We start from the raw sequence: 15,414 nt of genomic DNA, 5'->3' as shown, positions 1-15,414 counted from the left end.
CTTACGTTGTACGCTTAAGGAGGTCGTATGACCTACTTTATTGATCGAAGACCAAACGCTAAACATAAAAGCGCGGTTAACCGGCAGCGCTTTTTAGAGCGCTACCGTAAGCATATCAAGCGCTCGGTCGAGGAGGCCGTTAACCGCCGCTCAATTACCGACATGGAGCGCGGTGAGAAAATTTCTATTCCGACGAAGGATATCTCTGAACCAGTCTTCCAGCATGGCCCGGGGGGCGCGCGCAATATCGTTTCGCCCGGAAATAAGGAATATGTTGCCGGCGATAAGATTAGCCGACCAAAGGGCAAGGGGGATGGCAACGGGAGTGGTGAAGGGGGAGCATCGAACCAAGGCGAGGGCGTTGACGAGTTTGCTTTTACCCTTAGTCGTGAGGAGTTTTTAGAGTTCGTTTTCGATGGCCTTGAATTGCCCCACCTGCAGCGCAAGCCGCTTAAGTCGTTGGAAGAGGTCAAAATGGTGCGGGCGGGGCTTTCGCGCGACGGGGTTCCTTCACGTATCAGCATTACTCGTTCGATGCGTGAGGCGTACGCCAGGCGTATTGCGATGCGAGCGCCCATTAAACGAGCGCTTAAGGACGCGGTTGAGGCATTGGATGCCGAAGAGCGTAAAGACTCGGTGCTGCGCAACCCTACGCGTATCACCGAGCTAAAAGCCGAGATCGAGCGCTTGGAGAAGCGTATTGCTGGCGTGCCTTTTATTGACACTTATGACCTGCGCTATCACCAGCTCAGCGCACAGCCGCAGCCCTCTAATCAAGCGGTGATGTTTTGCGTCATGGACGTTTCCGGCTCAATGACTCAAAACCACAAGGATATCGCCAAGCGCTTTTTCCTCCTGCTCTACCTGTTTTTGGAAAAACACTATGAGAAAGTCGAGCTGGTGTTTGTACGCCATCACACGGCCGCCAGGGAAGTAAATGAAGAGGAGTTTTTCTACTCACGTGAAACCGGCGGCACGATTGTTTCCAGCGCGCTAAACCTTGTTAATAAAATCATCGAGAAGCGTTATCCCACTAGCCAGTGGAACCTCTATGTAGCGCAGGCCTCCGATGGCGATAACTGGGATGATGACTCGAATATCTGCCGCGATTTGCTGATTAAGCAGCTAATGCCGCAGCTTCAGTACTATGCCTACGTTGAAATTACTCCTCACGATCATCAGTCGCTATGGCAGGAGTATGAGAGCGTGGTTAATGAGTTTCCCGATCGGTTTGCGATGCGGCAAATTGTGGAGGCGGGCGATATTTATCCGGTCTTTCGCGAGCTGTTTAAGCGTCGCTTAAGCCAGTCCTAAGACCTTATATCGAGGCTAGGGACCGCGTGAAGAGGAGTGGGCTATGAGTGCGACCCGCAAACGCAAGCCGATTGCCACCGGCTCCGATTGGAACTTCGCTGTGCTGGAACGCTTCGACACGCAGCTGGCAAGTCTTGCCGACGAGTATCGGCTGGATACTTATCCTAACCAGATAGAAGTGATCACCACTGAGCAAATGATGGATGCCTACGCAAGCGTAGGGATGCCGGTTGGCTACCATCACTGGTCGTTTGGTAAGCAGTTTCTAGCGGTTGATCAAGCTTACAAGCGCGGCCAAATGGGCTTGGCCTATGAGCTGGTGATCAACTCTGACCCCTGCATTGCCTATTTGATGGAAGAAAATACGCTGATGATGCAGGTGCTGGTGATGGCGCATGCCTGCTACGGCCATAACTCTTTTTTTAAAGGCAATTACCTATTTCGAACCTGGACCGACGCCTCATCAATTGTCGATTACTTGGTGTTTGCCCGACGCTATATCAATCAGTGTGAAGAGCGTCACGGTGTGCAAGCCGTCGAGCAGCTGCTGGATGCCTGCCATGCGCTCCAAAGCTATGGCGTGGATCGCTACAAGCGGCCTTCGCCGATCTCTGCGGAAGAAGAAGCTAAACGCCAAGATGAGCGAGAGACCTATCTACAAACCCAGGTAAACATGCTCTGGCGCACCATTCCGGGATTGCCTGAGGGCAGCTCGCCGCTACTGGCCAGCCTGCATAGCGATGATGACCCGTTAGGCCTGCATAGCGGCGGGCATTATCCTTCGGAACCCCAGGAAAACTTACTTTATTTTATTGAAAAAAACGCGCCGCTGCTTTCGCCGTGGCAGCGTGAAATCGTGCGGATTGTACGCAAATTAGCACAGTACTTTTATCCTCAGCGGCAAACGCAGGTGATGAATGAGGGCTGGGCGTGTTTTTGGCACTACACGTTAATGAATCGGCTTTACGACGATGGCGATGTCGATGAGGGGCTGATGCTGGAATTTTTGCAGTCCCACGCGGCCGTTATTTATCAACCGCCATTTGATAGCCCGCACTACAGTGGCATTAATCCCTACGCGCTAGGCTTTGCAATTTTTATAGATATTAAGCGGATCTGTGAGGCGCCCAATGACGAAGATCAGGCGTGGTTTCCAGACATTGCCGGAACACCTTGGCGGGAGACGCTAGAGTTTGCGATGCGTAACTTCAAAGACGAATCGTTTATTCAGCAGTTTCTATCGCCGAAGGTGATGCGCGACCATAAGCTGTTTCTTGTCGTGGATGATGATCAGGCTGAGACGCTTGAAGTGGCGGCTATTCACAACGAGCAGGGCTACCGCCGCGTGCGTGACGCGCTGGCTACCCAGTATGCGCTGTCTGTGCGTGAACCTAATATTCAAGTTGCCGAAGCGGCTATCCGGGGAGATCGCTCATTGACGCTTCATCATGTCCAGGACAGCCGTCGCCCGCTGGGGCGTAGCGTCTATCCCGTCATGCGCCATTTGCAGCAGCTATGGGGGTTTCCCGTTCATTTGGTTTCGCTTGAGGAAGGCCGCGTAACGCGCCGCTATCACTGGCCGATTGAAGACGAAAACAGCACTGCTTAAAGGGGGGGGGGGAGGATTGTTGAAGGACTTTTTTAGCGCCGGCTCTTTAACTATCTCTGCCCCGCATGATGAGCGGGGCAGTGCTTTATAGGCATTTCATTAGCGATAGATGCTTAGGACTGGGCAGTCCAGGACTGGCACCATCCGGCAGGTTCCACGCTATTCTCTGGAAATAGTTGGCAGCCTTCATTATTAGCGCTATAGAACATGCAGTTGTCGCAGAGTTCGCCTTCTTTAAAAGCCGGATGATCACTGGCATCACGGGCAACTTCTACATAATTAAGTGCCTGTGCGTTAGGCGCTGAAGGATCAAGACGCGGAAGGCCTTGAGCAAAAGCGGTCTTAGACAGAATGCCCACACCTAGTGGAAGGGCGGCAAGCCCCAGTAAACTCTTGCGCATGAAGTCACGACGATTCTGATTAGCCATGATTTCTCCTTATCGTCACGGTTTGACGTTAGACCACGATTGTCGGGTGGTTATCCACCTCTTGAGTCTCTTGGTTCTGTTAATTAGCTTAAAACGTATTCTTCAAAGCCTTCACAGGGCTCTCAATCAGTCTCCAGCTAATTATCTGCTAGATACTAGCGGATGACAAAGTTTGTGCGAGTAAGGTTGTGCTAATAAGGTTGTGCGAATAAGTCTGTGCGCATACTGATGAGCTGAGCCAGCAATAAGCCGCGCCGGCGCCAGGTGCTACGCCCGCCTTCATGTCGCTGGTATACTCTGCCCGACGCCGACATCCCATTGTGAGTCGTGATTTTTTTCTGTTGAGAGGGCGCACCATGCAAAACGCAGTCATTTTAATCAATACCGACAAAGGGCAAGTGAAAGCCGTCGCTGAGCGGCTGGCCGATGTAGAGGGTATTAGTGAGGTGTATTCCACCTGTGGTCGTTACGACCTGGTGGCGATTGCCCGCACCCGTGATTTTGAAAGTTTAGCCGAGCTGGTTACCGAGCGCTTAAACGCCGTTGAAGGTATCAGCGATACCGAGACACTCAACGCCATGCAGGTACATTCGCGCCATGACCTGGAAACCATGTTTTCACTGGGCTGGTAGGCGTTCTAAATTCGCCATTAGTGTTTGAACAAAACGATAGGTGCTTTTAGGCGCTAGGCAGGGAGTAAGTCTGTTGGGGAAATCGCTTTCGCGCTGGCGTAGTAACGGTCGACGCCTGGGCATCGTTGTGCTGTTTATTGTTGCGGGTACCGGGCTGTGGGAGTTTCAAGAACGCCAACACAAAGATGCGTATACCTGGATGGGCGTGCCGACATGGGAGGCGTTTAGCCCCACAACGATGCATCGAGTGCTGCGTAACGACGGCTATTTAGTGGGTTGGTCGGATGTGCGGGTTAATCCGCTGTGGGTGAGCTATCAGGTTGAAGCGGTTGGCGACGACACGCGAATCGGCTCGCGACCTAGTTTTCAAGCGGATTGGCGCACGCTCTGGCCAATAGGCACTGGCGACTATGCGGGCAGTGGCTATGACCGAGGGCATATGGCACCTAACTATGCCATTGCCGCTGTGCATGGCCGCAGCGCCCAGGTCGATACGTTCTTAATGAGTAACATGACACCGCAACGGCCACAGCTCAATCGTCAGCTATGGCAACGCTTAGAAGAATCGGTCATGGATCATTTCGCGCCGCGCTTTGATCATTTGCAGGTGATTACGGGGCCTATTTTTCCAGCAAGCTTTATGGATAACGTGTTTAACCGTGTGGGCTTTGTCGAAGTGCCTGAGGCGTTCTACAAGATCATCGTTGCGCCGCACAGTAACGCGCCATTAGCGCTGGCATTTATCATGCCGCAAGATGTTCGGGGTAACGAGCCGCTCGATGATTACTTAGTGACGATTGATGAAGTTGAGGCGCTTACTGGCCTTAACTTCTTTCCAGAGTTGAGTGCTGAGGTGGAAGCTGTTCTGGAAGGAGAGCTGCGTACGCAAGGATGGGCGCTTGAAGAAGTATCACGTCGGCCCGGGCGTTTTCAGTAGGGTTTTTCGGTGTTTAAGCGCTATCTAACACCCATTGGCGGAAAATGCGCATGGGCTCAGTGAGGTGTCTGCGCCGCGGTGTGAGCAGCGACAGTTTTCCTTTGCTGGGTAGCGCTAAGGGCAATGCCTTCACAAGATTGCCCTGTTCAAACTCGGCGGCGAGCAGATTCGTCCATCCCAGCGTGACGCCCTGACCAGCCAGCGTTGCGTTCATCAGTAGTTGAAAGCTGTTGGCGCGTAACGTATGAGTTGGCGGCTGCCAATCGAGCCCAAGGGATCGATACCAGAGTTCCCAGGTGAGCCAATCATGATAATGATCCTCGACCACCATCAGCGTGTGCCGCATGAGCAAATCCTGTGGATCAGCGATGTTGCCATGGCGTTCCAAATAAATAGGGCTACAGACGGCGGCAACGTCTTCATGCTTGAAAATAGCATCTGCGCTTAGGCCAGGCGGATCGACTTCTCTCGGCACATGATAGTAGATGCCGAGATCGAATTCGGCGAGATCAAGACGGTGTGGATCCTCAACGGTAAGAATGCGTATCTCGATATCGGGATGGGCGTATTGAAAGTCGGGCAGTTGGCGTGCAAGCCAGATTGAGGCAATAGTAGGGCTGGAGGCTAGCGTCAGTTGGCGATCATCGCCGCGTCGCCTAAGGCGTGCACTTTCGGTGCGTAACTCGCGCAACAGGCGTTGAACAACGCGAAAGTAATGCTCGCCAGCCGGGGTTAAGCGTAGGCCGTCGTAATGGCGCTCAAACAGCGGGCGACCGAGATCATCTTCTAGTCGCTTGATCTGACGGCTGATGGCGCTTTGACTCAAGCTAAGCTCGCTGCCCGCCTGAGTAAAACTTCTGTGGCGGGCCGCGGCTTCAAAGGCGCGTAAGCAAGATAACGGCGGTAAGGCATCGCGCATTGCATAAATCTCAAGGGTCTGGGAGCGATGGCCCAAAGCATACCACGCGAGATATCAATTCGACCCCCGCGAGGTATCTCAAGCTTAAATCGCTGTACGCGGAATTTCACGCTGCCACGATTTCTCGCTGACCAAGTTGTCCCCCTCAAACGCGCGCTGCTCTGCGGTTAGGTAGAACGTTGTTTCGTCACAATGAAGATGGTAACGGCTTGTCACTTCTACCGCGAATTGGCCTTCACCCTCATCACGACGAGCGCGATAAATCCATTCGATATCAGCGCGTGTCCGCGTGGCATCGGTTGGATGACTGGAGTAAACCTCTTTCGCCCGCTGTTCGACGCGCAGACCGTGATCCTCGAAGCGAATGTCCCCCATGTCATCTTCAACGGTGATGGTCACTTCCCCGCTACCGATATCCTCACTGATAGTGCGCTTTGGCTGACCGGCGCGCAGTGTTTCGACTTGGCAAGGTGAGGCGCTCTCTGGTGGTTCGAACGGCATCGGAACATAGTCTGCCGTTGACAGTGGTACCTTTAGTGTTGGAGTGCCTGCCTTTAGCGTCAGGTCGGCGCGTTTCTTCGGCGACCAGACCAGCGGGAAGCTGGCGCTAGAGAGCGCGATGCGAAGGCGGTGCCCCTTTGGCAAGCGATAGCCAATCAAATCTAGGCAGAGCCGCACGTCCATGGGTTCGCCGGGGATTGGCGGGGTTATCGTTCCCGGGTCGTTGCGAAGATTGAGGTTCAGCGTGCCGTAGGTGATTAATGCACTTTCCCCGCTGGGTGCAACGTCGCAAAGACGTACATGCAGTTGGCCGCAGTCTTCGCTGCTTTCCAATGATACTGACACCGTCGGCTGGCCGAGAATGTCGAGGCCATCATCGTAGGGGGCTGAATCAAAGATGAGTGATAAGCCATCGTCACGACGCTGATCCGGTGGGAAGTCTGCGCCGAACCAGAGGGGAATGTATTCGCCCTGCAGCGAACCGGCTGTCAGTGGCGATGCGATAAGGCGATCGTTACTTAGCTGGCCATCTTGAGTGAGCCCGTTATCGCCAAGCACTAACTTACTGATGTCAGTGTTGTCGCTAGGCATTGGCCAGCGGTGAGTGCGAATCCACTGCCCGGGGCGCTCTAGGTACTTGGGCGCTGGGGGGAGGCCATCCTGTAGATAAAAGGTACAGGGCGGTTCATCCATAATGCCAGTATCGGTATCTTTGAGCCAATAATCCCACCAGCGCAAGGCTTCTTGAAGAAAGCCAATCGCCGGGTCGGGAATCGCAAAGTGCGGGTACTTGTGCATCCAGGGCCCCAGCAGAGCCTTTTTCGGACACTTCAGGTTCTCCATCATACGCGGAATGGTATTAATGTAAGAATCACCCCAGCCGCTGATCATGTAAACCGCAGCTTCAATATCGCCATAGTTTTCATTAACTGAGCCGTGCTTCCAATAGTCGTCACGATGCTGGTGCTCAAGCCAGGTTTCGGCCAGTAGCGGCATATTGTTGAGGCGGTGCTTCCACATCTCGCGCCAACGCTCGCCGACTAGTGCCGGATCGGGCACGCCAGCAGAGAAACTTAGCATGGTGGCGGCCCATCCAAGATTCTCAAGCAGCATATTGCCACCTTTGAAGTGGATGTCATCGGCATAACGATCGTCGGTAGAGCAGAGCGTGATGATGGCTTTCAGCGGCTTAGGTCGCAGTGCCGCCACTTGCAACCCGTTAAAACCACCCCACGAGATACCCATCATGCCGAGCTTGCCATCGCACCAGGGCTGGGTCGCGATCCAATCGATCACTTCCAGAGCATCGGCTTGTTCCTGTGGCGCGTATTCATCTTCCATAAGACCATCGGATTCGCCGTTGCCGCGCATATCAACGCGCACGCTAGCATAACCGTGACCGGCGAAATAAGGGTGAGTCAGCTCGTCGCGAACCGCCGTGCCGTCTCGCTTGCGATAAGGCAAATACTCTAGAATCGCAGGTACCGGCTTTATCTCAGCATCTTCGGGTAACCAAATTCTGGCGGCTAGGCGTGTGCCATCGGCCAGCGGTATCCAGATATTTTCGATCTCGCGGATGCTGTGGGGGAAATCTTGCTTGATCTTCATGGCGCATTCTCGTCACGGGTGAGTTTGGGCACCGGCTGGAGCCGTTCCGGGTGTTTTAGCCAGACCCAAAGTGAACCGCTGGCTAGCAGCACTATCAGCATTGAGGGCAGTCCACCCAGATTAGAAAGCATCTTGACGCCGTCAATTCCCACAAAGCTGACCATTATCCAAGAGACGATGCCGACAATAATTCCCCATATGACTTTCATGGCTATTCCTGCATTGAGGTCGGAGTCGGCGGTCAGTCCGCGGGTACAAAGGTTGCCGATGGCATCAGTCTGCGAGTCGGCGGCGGTGACATAGGAGATATAAGCGACGAATAGCAGCACCGGAATCCACATATTTGAAAGTGGTAGCTGGCGAAATAGTTCGTATAGAACGTTTTCTACGCCGCGATCATTTAGCACGCTATAGAGGTCGATGCCGGTACTGGCTTGTCCAAGCTGTGACTGAAAATAGAGGGCAGTGCCAGAAAAAATGACAATCCACACGCTGGCGAACAGTGCTGGGTAGAGCAGATTGACGCGTAGGAATTCTCTGACGGTATAGCCACGGGAGATTTTGCCCAAAAATAGCGCTGCAACCGGTGCCCACGAAAACCATACCGCCCAGTAGAAGGTCGACCAAGAACGTGGCCACTGATCTTGGCCGGCGGCGCCGGTGAACAGGCTCATACTAAAGAAGTTATCGACATAGCGGCCGAATGACTCTACGCCCAGCGCCAGGAAAAAGGCCGTGGGGCCAGCTATAAACACGAAGATGCCGAGAATCAGCAGTAAAAAGGCGTTCAGTGATGACAACCTTGCAATACCTCTCTGCAGGCCGCTGGCTGCAGAGAGCACGAAAGTCACTACTATGATGGCGATCACGATGCCAAGACGCAGCGGATTGGTCTCACCGTCTAGATACTGGCCCGCACCGCCGGCCAGCGTCAAAGCGCCGGTACCCAATGATGACGCCATGCCTGCAACCAGCGCATAGAGCGAGATTGCATCGATTAATCCCGCGAAGCGCTTCACTTTTGGACCGAAGATCGGCTCCAACATACTTGAAATAGAAAAGCGCAGACGCAGGTTGTAGAACGCCAGGGCGAAGATCAGCGCCGGCACAGCGTAGATAGCGTAAGGGGTAAAAGACCAGTGCAGAAACATGGTCGACATCGCAAATAGCATGGCATCGCTAGAGCCAGCTTCAAGCCCGCTCGACACCGGCGGGCTCATAAAATGATAGAGCGGCTCGGCCGTGGTCCAAAACAAAACACCGACAGCCAGTGTGGTGCAGAGCGTGATTGAGAACCAGCGCATCCGCGACAGCAGCGGCGTCGCATCCGGGCCACCGATACGCACGCGACCGATCGGTGAAAAGTAAACGATCACCGCCATGATTAGAAGATAAAGGCTACCCAGGCTGAACAGCCAGGAGAAATTGTTGAGAACCGCCTCATTAAGGGCGCTAGCCGTGGCTAAAAATGCATCTAAATTGACATAGCTGGCAATGACTGCCGCAATCAGAACAAGAAAAGTTGGCCAAAAGACCAGCGGTCGAAGTGATGTTTGCATACCTTTCCCTCATTATCGTTATCGTCATTCTCCATGCATACATATCATGGCAGTATAACTTAACGTCATTTCAGGCCCGAGAGGCATTGCAAACTGGGCATGAGGGCATGCGCTGTACGCATGGGGTGTTTGAAATGGGGGCTGCAATGAAGCACAAATACTAATGAATAAGAGTGTATTGAAACGGTGATAGGAGACTGGGTAAATAAAAAGGTAGTAGATAGCGTGTTGTATTAACAACAAGCGTGATAATTAAAGAAGGGCTAGGATAAAGCTAGGAAGGCGTAGATGAGTATAAAAAAAGCTGGAACTATAAATGGTGCCCAGGAGAGGACTTGAACCTCCACGTCCATACGGACACTAGCACCTGAAGCTAGCGCGTCTACCAATTCCGCCACCTGGGCGCATCATTTAAAGCTTGGATTACGAGTTACTGTTTGTGTTCGTATGGTGCCCAGGAGAGGACTTGAACCTCCACGTCCATACAGACACTAGCACCTGAAGCTAGCGCGTCTACCAATTCCGCCACCTGGGCGAACACAAAACATTTACCACTGCTTAGCAATACTGCCTTGACGAGTACTGCCTTACTTTACACCTTACTGTTTATATCCGTGAGGGGGATAGAAACAGTATGGTGCCCAGAAGAGGACTTGAACCTCCACGTCCATACGGACACAAGCACCTGAAGCTAGCGCGTCTACCAATTCCGCCATCTGGGCAAGTGGCGCGTATAATACCGGGGTGATGGTTAAATGCAAGGCCTCTCAGGCGCTTTTTATAAAGCAAATTGTATAAACAACGCCTAAGACGGTTGGGTGATTGAGCGCGCGGCGCTATACTGCGGCCATGACTAAACAAAACCCTATTCATTTTAGCCTTTCAAGCGCTGAAGTAGCCCGCCCGCAACGCATAGCGTCTGCGCTTTTTTTACGCCTCTCGCAGATGACGCCATCAAGGATGTTGATCGCATGAAGTATTGGACGTTAAGTGATGATCCGCACGCCGAGCGCGAGGCGCACAAATACGGCAACCCAGCGCCGAGCCGGGAATACCTTCTCGCCGCATTAGAAAGCTACGGCAAGCCGATTAGCCACGAAAATATGAGCCGCATGTTGGGGCTTGAAGACGAAGATCTTATCGAAGCGATCAGGCGTCGTTTGGCCGCCATGGAGCGTGACGGCCAGGTGCTGCGCGACCGTCGAGGTGCCTACGCGCTGATTGATAAGCTCGACTTAGTGAAAGGCAAAGTGCTGGGCCATCGCGATGGCTTTGGCTTTCTGCTGCGTGATGACGGCAAAAAACCTGACCTGGTACTGCCTCCGCGCCAAATGCGGCGTGTGTTTCACGGCGACCATGTGTTGGCCCGCATTAGTGGCCGCGATCGTCGTGGCCGCGATGAGGCGACCATCGCCGACGTTATCGCTCGCAACACGCAAACGATTGTAGGCGTTTATCGTAGCAATACGCCTGAGTTTGGCATCCTGATTCCGGAAAATCCGCGCATCACGCAGGAAGTGATTATTCCTCATAGCGCCTGCGGCGGCGCACAGGATGGGCAGGTGATCTCTGCCAAAATTGTTCAGCAGCCCGCTACCCGCGTACAGCCGGTAGGTGAGGTGGTTGAAGTGCTGGGTGAACGTATGGACCCCGGCATGGAAATTGATATAGCGATTCGTAGCTATGACATTCCTGCTGAGTTTCCGCCTGAGGTTATTGATCAAATTGGTAGCATTTCAGCCGAAGTGCTGGAAGACGATAAGCAGCACCGCGTTGATTTACGCGATGTGCCGCTGGTCACCATTGATGATGAGTCTGCCAAAGATTTTGATGATGCCGTCTGCGCATGGAAAACAAAGTCGGGTGGTTGGAAGCTGTTGGTGGCGATTGCCGACGTTTCCCACTACGTGCGCCCTGGTACGGCGCTGGATGATGAAGGCCGCACGCGTGGTAACTCGGTCTACTTCCCTGGCCAAGTCGTCCCTATGCTGCCGGAGCTGCTTTCAAACGGCCTTTGTTCACTGAATCCGCATGTGGATCGCTTAGTGCTGGTCTGTGAAATGAATATCTCCCAGACGGGGGCGATTAGTCGTTATCGCTTTTATGAGGCGGTAATGAACTCTCATGCGCGCCTTACTTATAACAAAGTGGCGGCGATTCTTGATGAGACAAGCGAAGAGGGCGAAGCGCTTCGCTCAGAATACAGCGAATTAGTGAAGCCGCTGAAAAGCCTGGAAGAGCTATACTACTTGCTGCGTGAAGCGCGAGCAGAGCGCGGCGCTATCGACTTTGATACTACCGAAACGGCGATCATCTTTAACGATGAGCGTAAGATCGAAAAAATCGTTCCGCGTAGCCGTAATAATGCCCATAAGCTGATTGAAGAGTGCATGTTGGCAGCCAACGTTGCGACCGCGCGCTTCTTAGATAAGCATGATTTGCCGGCGCTTTACCGCATCCACGAGCGTCCTACGCCTGAGCGCCTTGATAAGCTGCGCCTGTTCCTGAACGAACTCGGCCTGTCTGTTGGCGGCGGTGATATGCCGACGCCGCAAGACTATCAGGCGCTGCGTGAAGTTATTGCCGATCGTCCCGATTTCGATATCATCCAGACCGTTATGCTGCGCTCGATGAATCAAGCGGTTTATTCTCCGCAAAATGAAGGCCATTTTGGCTTGGCTTATCAAGCTTACGCCCACTTCACCTCGCCCATTCGCCGTTACCCTGACCTGTTGGTGCATCGCGCTATACGGTCGGTGATCCGCGGGCCGCGCCAGACCAACACGGTATTGCGCGTTGAGGGTGCGCCGGTTGAGCCGCCGAGCAAGTGGTGCCCGTATACGTTTGAGCAAATGCTCGAGCTGGGCGAACACTGCTCAATGACCGAGCGGCGCGCCGATGAGGCCACGCGTGATGTCGAGAGCTGGCTGAAGTGTGAGTTTATGTCCGACAAGCTAGGTGAGATGTTTGAAGGCACCATTGCATCGGTTACTCAGTTTGGTCTGTTTGTACGCTTAGATGCCTTTTACGTAGAAGGCTTGGTTCACGTAACCTCGCTGCCTTCCGATTACTATCATTACGAAGCTGAAAAGCACCGCCTCAAGGGCGAGCGGACGGGCACCACTTACCGGCTAGGCGATGGCCTTACTGTTCAGGTGGCACGCGTCGATATGGACGATCGTAAGATCGACTTTGGTCTAGGCGATGAAAAGCCTCGGCCGCGTCGTCAGCCGCGTAAGAGTCGCGGCGGAGAAGAGGGCGGTAGTTCTTCGGCTGGAGGCGCTAAGGCTGCCGGTGCTAAGGCTGCCGGTGCTAAGGCATCTAACGGCGATCGGCCTGCCGTCCGTCGTGGCCCTCGGCGGACGCGCACTGGCCCGCGCAAGCCATCACCGAATAAGGGTTGAGCATGAAGCCGGCATCGTCTCGACGGGGGCCTAAGACTCCCGATGGGTTGGATCAAGTGTATGGCGTACATGCCCTGCAAAGCCTTTTGGATCGAGGTGAGTCGCCACGTGAGCTTTGGGTGCAGCAGGGCGCAGGTAGCCGCTTAAAAGAGGTCGTTGCTCAAGCTCAGGCGCGCGGTGCTCGCGTGAAGGAGCAGCCGCGAGACCTGCTGGATCAGTTGACGCAAGGCGCGGCTCATCAGGGCGTGGTAGCTTTTTGCCCGCCGCTTACGCCTGAAGGCGAAGAGTCGCTATGGTTAAAGCTGCGAGCCTGGCCGTCGTCAACGCCGCCGCTTTTGCTGATTTTAGACGGTGTGACCGACGTGCATAATTTTGGTGCCTGCCTACGCAGTGCCGATGCTGCCGGTGCTCACGGGGTGATTGTAGCGAAAGATAAAGCGGCGCCGCTAAATGCCACCGTGCGTAAAGTGGCCTGCGGTGCCGCCGAAGTTGTTCCGGTTTACCAAGTAACCAATTTGGCGCGCACCCTCGCCAAGCTCAAAGATGCGGGCGTTTGGATAACCGGCACGGCGGGTGAGGCGGAGTCCAGCGTATTTGCCATCGATATGACCGGCCCGACGGCTCTAGTGATGGGCGCTGAAGGCAAGGGCATGCGCCGGTTAACCCGTGAAGGATGTGACAACCTTGCTAAGCTGCCGATGGCGGGTGAGGTGTCTAGCCTGAATGTATCGGTCGCGGCCGGAATTTGTCTGTTTGAAGCTGTTCGTCAGCGGCAGCTTGCAAGTTAACCGCCGCGCCACTAAGATACATGCGCCCGTTTGTATGCAAGCGGGCGTTAGCTGTGAACAGTGTAATTGAAATAAACGATCTGTTTGATGCTTTGGTGATCGCTTAATGCGGCCATCGAACACTTCAGTTAACTCCTTGCTTCCCAGTCGCTATCTGCTTTCGCAGTGGCACACTAAGGAAGCTGTCAAACCGCAAGGAGATTCCATGCGTCATTACGAAATCGTGTTTATGGTCCACCCGGATCAAAGCGAGCAAGTGCCGGCTATGGTCGAGCGCTACACCAGCATTGTTACTGAAAATAGCGGCACTGTGCACCGTCTAGAAGATTGGGGCCGTCGTCACTTGGCTTACCCGATCAACAAGATCCACAAAGCCCACTACGTGCTGATGAACGTCGAATGTGCTGGCGAGACTCTCGAAGAAATCGAGAATATCTTCCGCTTCAACGACGCCATCATCCGCAGCTTGGTTGTTCGCTGCAAGGAAGCCGTTACTGAAGCTTCCCCGATGATGAAACCGGCAGAAGAAAAACGTCCGCGTCGCGAAGATAAACCGCGCGCTGAAGAAGAAGAAACTGCCTGATTTTATTCACTGCACGTTTTAAGGAGCTAGTCCATGGCACGTTTTTTCCGTCGCCGTAAGTTTTGCCGCTTTACTGCTGAAGGCATCAAACAGATCGATTATAAAGATCTGGACACGCTGAAGGCTTATGTCACCGAAACCGGCAAGATCGTTCCAAGCCGTATTACCGGTACCAAAGCACGCTATCAGCGTCAGTTGGCGACCGCTATCAAGCGCTCGCGCTATCTGGCACTGCTGCCCTACTCCGATAGCCACCAGTAAGCGTTTAACGTGATGCTGGCACTAGCCCGATGGCTGATGCGGGGCACGCCCTACGCTGCAGGCGTGGCGGCCCTAGCAACGCTAGTGCCTTGGCTGTTCTGGTTAGGAGCAGCCATTGCCGCGCTGATAACCCTGCGTAAAGGCTTTGCGCCTGCGCTACCGGTGATCATCGCAGCAGCGCTACCGGCTGGCTGGTGGTGGGCCCAGGGCGACGTGATTCCGCTTGCTAGCATACTGCTGGTAACGCTGATGGCCGTCATCCTGCGCGAAAGAATGCGTTGGGGCGAAACATTGATTGTGGGGACACTGGTCGCTGTGGTCATGGTTCAACTTGGCATTTTTTCACCGCCAGGTGGTACAGAGCTAATGCTTGAGCAGCTGCGAGAAGGTTCGCAAGAAGTGGATCGCATGCTCACGGAATTTGCCAACCAAGGCTACGACACTCAAACCATTGCCGCGCTGGTAGTGGGGGGAGTTACCGGGCTCGTGGTGCTGTTGGCAGCCATAGTGTGTTTAGCACTTGCACGAAGCTGGCAAGCTGGGTTGTACAACCCAGGCGGCTTTCGTGAAGAGTTTCACGCACTGCGCTTGAGCCCTAAAGAGCTGGCCATTTTGGCCGTGATTGGGGTGGCAGGCTCGCTGTTAGGTGTCCACGCGTTAGCCATGCTTGGCTGGATTCCGCTATTGGTAGCTGGCGTTGCGTTAGTGCACGGGTTTATTGGATTAAAGGGGATGAACGGGCTGTGGCTAGTCGCATTTTATGTGCTGCTAATCACGACCTGGCCCACGATTCTCATTGTGCTGCTGTTGGGGCTGATTGATACATTCGCGAACGTTCGCGCACGCCTTGCCCGCAGCAACTGACAAGAGG

13 protein-coding genes and 3 tRNA genes are annotated in these 15,414 nt (G+C 54.0%); 9 read left to right on the top strand and 7 right to left on the bottom strand.

All coding sequences use genetic code 11. The features are described 5' to 3' along the window. Nucleotides 1-27 precede the first annotated feature (27 nt). Both KUO20_RS10785 and KUO20_RS10780 read left to right on the top strand, forming a co-directional pair. A complete protein-coding gene (locus KUO20_RS10785; RefSeq protein WP_235039865.1) occupies nucleotides 28-1,314 on the top strand; it encodes a YeaH/YhbH family protein in 1,287 nt (428 codons plus the stop codon). Between the two features lie 43 nt (nucleotides 1,315-1,357). Further along, entirely contained in the window at nucleotides 1,358-2,923 is a 1,566-nt protein-coding gene (locus tag KUO20_RS10780; RefSeq protein ID WP_235039864.1) for a SpoVR family protein, read from the top strand. A 113-nt stretch (nucleotides 2,924-3,036) separates the two neighbouring features. On the opposite strand, the gene KUO20_RS10775 is transcribed toward KUO20_RS10780, so the two are convergent. After that, nucleotides 3,037-3,351, bottom strand: a complete 315-nt coding sequence (locus KUO20_RS10775; RefSeq protein WP_235039863.1) for a high-potential iron-sulfur protein — start codon at nucleotides 3,349-3,351, stop codon at nucleotides 3,037-3,039. Nucleotides 3,352-3,707: 356 nt separating this feature from the next. Between KUO20_RS10775 and KUO20_RS10770 the strand changes: the two genes are divergently transcribed. Together KUO20_RS10770 and KUO20_RS10765 are read left to right on the top strand one after the other, a co-directional pair. After that, nucleotides 3,708-3,983 (top strand): Lrp/AsnC family transcriptional regulator, encoded by a 276-nt coding sequence (locus KUO20_RS10770; protein ID WP_008958975.1) that lies wholly within the window; start codon nucleotides 3,708-3,710, stop codon nucleotides 3,981-3,983. A 73-nt stretch (nucleotides 3,984-4,056) separates the two neighbouring features. Further along, entirely contained in the window at nucleotides 4,057-4,920 is an 864-nt protein-coding gene (locus KUO20_RS10765; protein ID WP_235039862.1) for a DNA/RNA non-specific endonuclease, read from the top strand. Nucleotides 4,921-4,933: 13 nt separating this feature from the next. Here KUO20_RS10765 and KUO20_RS10760 read toward each other — a convergent pair whose 3' ends face one another. From KUO20_RS10760 to KUO20_RS10735, 6 genes are all read right to left on the bottom strand, one after another. Then, the gene (locus KUO20_RS10760; protein ID WP_235039861.1) at nucleotides 4,934-5,839 is read right to left on the bottom strand and encodes a LysR substrate-binding domain-containing protein; all 906 of its coding nucleotides are present in this window, start codon (nucleotides 5,837-5,839) and stop codon (nucleotides 4,934-4,936) included. 84 nt (nucleotides 5,840-5,923) lie between these two features. Then, nucleotides 5,924-7,948 (bottom strand): CocE/NonD family hydrolase, encoded by a 2,025-nt coding sequence (locus KUO20_RS10755; protein ID WP_235039860.1) that lies wholly within the window; start codon nucleotides 7,946-7,948, stop codon nucleotides 5,924-5,926. Then, entirely contained in the window at nucleotides 7,945-9,507 is a 1,563-nt protein-coding gene (locus KUO20_RS10750; protein ID WP_235039859.1) for a BCCT family transporter, read from the bottom strand. The genes KUO20_RS10755 and KUO20_RS10750 overlap by 4 nt, the downstream gene beginning before the upstream one ends. Nucleotides 9,508-9,824: 317 nt before the next feature. Then, nucleotides 9,825-9,911: transfer RNA gene (locus tag KUO20_RS10745), tRNA-Leu, on the bottom strand. A 44-nt stretch (nucleotides 9,912-9,955) separates the two neighbouring features. After that, nucleotides 9,956-10,042, bottom strand: a tRNA-Leu gene (locus tag KUO20_RS10740). 100 nt (nucleotides 10,043-10,142) lie between these two features. After that, a tRNA-Leu gene (locus KUO20_RS10735) sits at nucleotides 10,143-10,229 on the bottom strand. Nucleotides 10,230-10,478: 249 nt separating this feature from the next. On the opposite strand from KUO20_RS10735, the gene rnr reads away from it, so the two are divergent. From rnr to KUO20_RS10710, 5 genes are all read left to right on the top strand, one after another. Continuing rightward, complete coding sequence (rnr, locus tag KUO20_RS10730; RefSeq protein WP_235039858.1) at nucleotides 10,479-12,911, top strand: ribonuclease R; 2,433 nt, start codon at nucleotides 10,479-10,481, stop codon at nucleotides 12,909-12,911. A gap of 2 nt (nucleotides 12,912-12,913) precedes the next feature. Next, nucleotides 12,914-13,699 carry a 23S rRNA (guanosine(2251)-2'-O)-methyltransferase RlmB gene (rlmB, locus tag KUO20_RS10725; RefSeq protein WP_235039857.1) on the top strand — a complete coding sequence of 262 codons (786 nt, stop codon included), beginning with the start codon at nucleotides 12,914-12,916 and terminating at the stop codon, nucleotides 13,697-13,699. A gap of 205 nt (nucleotides 13,700-13,904) precedes the next feature. Continuing rightward, on the top strand, nucleotides 13,905-14,282 hold the full coding sequence (gene rpsF, locus KUO20_RS10720) for a 30S ribosomal protein S6 (protein ID WP_235039856.1): 378 nt from the start codon (nucleotides 13,905-13,907) through the stop codon (nucleotides 14,280-14,282). Nucleotides 14,283-14,315: 33 nt separating this feature from the next. Beyond that, nucleotides 14,316-14,543 (top strand): 30S ribosomal protein S18, encoded by a 228-nt coding sequence (gene rpsR, locus KUO20_RS10715; RefSeq protein ID WP_007113337.1) that lies wholly within the window; start codon nucleotides 14,316-14,318, stop codon nucleotides 14,541-14,543. A 12-nt stretch (nucleotides 14,544-14,555) separates the two neighbouring features. Further along, a complete protein-coding gene (locus KUO20_RS10710; protein ID WP_235042468.1) occupies nucleotides 14,556-15,407 on the top strand; it encodes a hypothetical protein in 852 nt (283 codons plus the stop codon). The last annotated feature ends 7 nt before the right edge of the window (nucleotides 15,408-15,414 follow it).

Source organism: Vreelandella profundi, assembly GCF_019722725.1.
Taxonomy (GTDB): Bacteria; Pseudomonadota; Gammaproteobacteria; order Pseudomonadales; family Halomonadaceae; genus Vreelandella; species Vreelandella profundi.
Note: the sequence above shows the minus strand (reverse complement) of the source record. Positions and strands in the feature narration are given on the sequence as shown.

What these genes read in the sequence shown, in the direction of transcription:
- KUO20_RS10785 (WP_235039865.1), top strand. Translation starts at nt 28, where the DNA reads ATGACCTACTTTATTGATCGAAGACCAAACGCTAAACATAAAAGCGCG.
- KUO20_RS10780 (WP_235039864.1), top strand. Translation starts at nt 1,358, where the DNA reads ATGAGTGCGACCCGCAAACGCAAGCCGATTGCCACCGGCTCCGATTGG.
- KUO20_RS10775 (WP_235039863.1), bottom strand. Translation starts at nt 3,351, where the DNA reads ATGGCTAATCAGAATCGTCGTGACTTCATGCGCAAGAGTTTACTGGGG.
- KUO20_RS10770 (WP_008958975.1), top strand. Translation starts at nt 3,708, where the DNA reads ATGCAAAACGCAGTCATTTTAATCAATACCGACAAAGGGCAAGTGAAA.
- KUO20_RS10760 (WP_235039861.1), bottom strand. Translation starts at nt 5,839, where the DNA reads ATGCGCGATGCCTTACCGCCGTTATCTTGCTTACGCGCCTTTGAAGCC.
- KUO20_RS10755 (WP_235039860.1), bottom strand. Translation starts at nt 7,948, where the DNA reads ATGAAGATCAAGCAAGATTTCCCCCACAGCATCCGCGAGATCGAAAAT.
- KUO20_RS10750 (WP_235039859.1), bottom strand. Translation starts at nt 9,507, where the DNA reads ATGCAAACATCACTTCGACCGCTGGTCTTTTGGCCAACTTTTCTTGTT.
- rnr (WP_235039858.1), top strand. Translation starts at nt 10,479, where the DNA reads ATGAAGTATTGGACGTTAAGTGATGATCCGCACGCCGAGCGCGAGGCG.
- rlmB (WP_235039857.1), top strand. Translation starts at nt 12,914, where the DNA reads ATGAAGCCGGCATCGTCTCGACGGGGGCCTAAGACTCCCGATGGGTTG.
- rpsF (WP_235039856.1), top strand. Translation starts at nt 13,905, where the DNA reads ATGCGTCATTACGAAATCGTGTTTATGGTCCACCCGGATCAAAGCGAG.
- rpsR (WP_007113337.1), top strand. Translation starts at nt 14,316, where the DNA reads ATGGCACGTTTTTTCCGTCGCCGTAAGTTTTGCCGCTTTACTGCTGAA.
- KUO20_RS10710 (WP_235042468.1), top strand. Translation starts at nt 14,556, where the DNA reads ATGCTGGCACTAGCCCGATGGCTGATGCGGGGCACGCCCTACGCTGCA.